Origin of the sequence: Streptomyces sp. FH025, assembly GCF_017427025.1 — a bacterium.
Taxonomy (GTDB): domain Bacteria; phylum Actinomycetota; class Actinomycetes; order Streptomycetales; family Streptomycetaceae; genus Kitasatospora.
Window position 1 is genome coordinate 1 of sequence record NZ_JAFLNG010001011.1, and the last position, 2,013, is coordinate 2,013.

A 2,013-nucleotide genomic window follows, 5' to 3' on the forward strand; every position below is an offset into this window, starting at 1 on the left:
CCGGTGCACGGGAATGACTCGGGTCGCCGGAGAATTCGAGTGAGCTGGAGAATTCGATCCGAGACACGAGAGGAAGCGTGCGCATGGGTACCCCCGTCGACGACCTCGTCGATCTGCTCGACCTGGAGCAGATCGAACTCAACATCTTCCGCGGGCGCAGCCCCGAGGAGGCGCTGCAGCGCACCTTCGGCGGCCAGGTCGCGGGGCAGGCCCTGGTCGCGGCGGGGCGCACGGTCGAGGGCGATCGCCCCGTCCACTCGCTGCACGCCTACTTCCTGCGCCCCGGGGTGCCGGGCGTGCCGATCGTCTACCAGGTCGACCGGATCCGCGACGGCCGCTCGTTCACCACCCGCCGGGTGCTCGCCATCCAGGGCGGCCGGTCGATCTTCTCGCTCACCGCCGACTTCCACAGACCGGAGGAGAGCGGCATCGAGCACCAGTACCCGATGCCGGCGGTCCCCGCGCCCGAGGAACTGCCCAGCGCCCTGGAAGAGGTCGGCTCCCGGCTCGGCGAACTGCCCCCGTTCATCAGCCGCCGCCAGCCCTTCGACATCCGCTACGTCGAGCGGCTGCGTTGGAACAAGGAGGAGCTGGCAGGTGTGGAGGCGCGCAGCGGCGTCTGGCTGCGGACCAACGGCAAGCTGCCGGACGACCCGCTGATCCACGTCTGCGCCCTCACCTACGCCAGCGACATGACGCTGCTGGACGCCGTCCGCGCCCCCGTCGAGCCGCTGTGGGGCACCCGGCACTTCGACATGGCCTCGCTCGACCACGCGATGTGGTTCCACCGGCCGTTCCGGGCCGACGACTGGCTGCTCTACCAGCAGGAGTCCCCGATAGCCCACGGCGCGCGCGGCCTGGCGCGCGGGCAGCTCTACGACCGGAGCGGGCAACTGGTGGTGTCGGTGGTGCAGGAGGGCCTGTTCCGGCGATTGCAGGACTGAGCACCGGTGCCCCCGGGGATCGCACGGGGCGCCCGCCGCACCCGGTGTTGCCGCAGGGTTGCGCTTCCTTGCGGTGTCCTTGCGGCGCGTTGCAGTCTCCTTGCGGTTCCGTGGATTCCCGGGGCCGGGGAATGATCCGTCCCCGCAGGCGGTGTTGTGGAGGATGACCGAGACGGACGGCCCGAACAGCGGGCCGTCCGCGAACCGGAGCGGGAGGGTGAACAGATGACGGCGACGGCCGTTGAGGACTGGAAGCACTGGAGCGACGCCCGGGCGGCGTCGGTGAGCGCGCCGCACGGCCAGCTCGCACTCACCGGCACGCATTGGCTGGCGGCCGAGCAGGTCGAGATCCCGGGCCTGCCCGGGCTCTGGTGGGCCGACGCCGAGGGCGTCCGGCTGCGGGCCGCGGCGGGCGACGGCATCACCGTCGCGGGCGCCGACGGTCCGGTGGACGGCGAGGTGCTGCTGCGCGCGGACACCGACCCGGCCGCCGACACCGCCACCCTCGGCGACCTGGTGCTGGTCCCGATCGAGCGCGAGGGCGAGCTGGCCCTGCGGGTCTTCGACCCGGCCGCGCCCCGCCGGGCCGCCTTCGCGGGCATCTCCGCGTACCCCTACGCGCCCGAGTGGGCCGTGCCCGCCACCTACACCCCGTTCGAGGGCGAGGCACAGTCGGTGGTGGTGCCGAACGCGGACGGCAAGGACCGCCCGCTGGTCATCACCGGGAGGATCGAGTTCACCGTCGCCGGTGAGCACCGCGCGCTGACCGTCGGCCGCTCCGGCGACCGCCTCACCGGCGTGATCGCGGACGCGACCAGCGGCACCGACACTTACCGCTTCCGCTTCATCACCCTGCCGGCGCCGGACGCCGAGGGCCGCACCGTCCTCGACTTCAACCGGGCCTACCTGCCGCCCTGCGCCTTCGCGGACCACTTCATCTGCCCGTTCCCGCCGCCGGGCAACCGGCTGGACTTCGCGGTGGAGGCGGGGGAGAAGCAGGTCCTCACCCGATAGGGCCGACGGGCCCCACACGGTGCTCCCCGGTGTTGTGGGGACCCGGCGCGGGGGC

The 2,013-nt window shown here is 72.8% G+C and carries 2 protein-coding genes; both read left to right on the plus strand.

The genetic code is table 11. The features are described from left to right. Positions 1-83 precede the first annotated feature (83 nt). The gene (tesB, locus tag J0670_RS36725) at positions 84-944 is read left to right on the plus strand and encodes an acyl-CoA thioesterase II (protein ID WP_207817115.1); all 861 of its coding nucleotides are present in this window, start codon (positions 84-86) and stop codon (positions 942-944) included. 225 nt (positions 945-1,169) lie between these two features. Continuing rightward, positions 1,170-1,958: a DUF1684 domain-containing protein gene (locus tag J0670_RS36730; protein ID WP_207817116.1), complete on the plus strand. Its 789-nt coding sequence runs from the start codon at positions 1,170-1,172 to the stop codon at positions 1,956-1,958. Positions 1,959-2,013 lie beyond the last annotated feature (55 nt).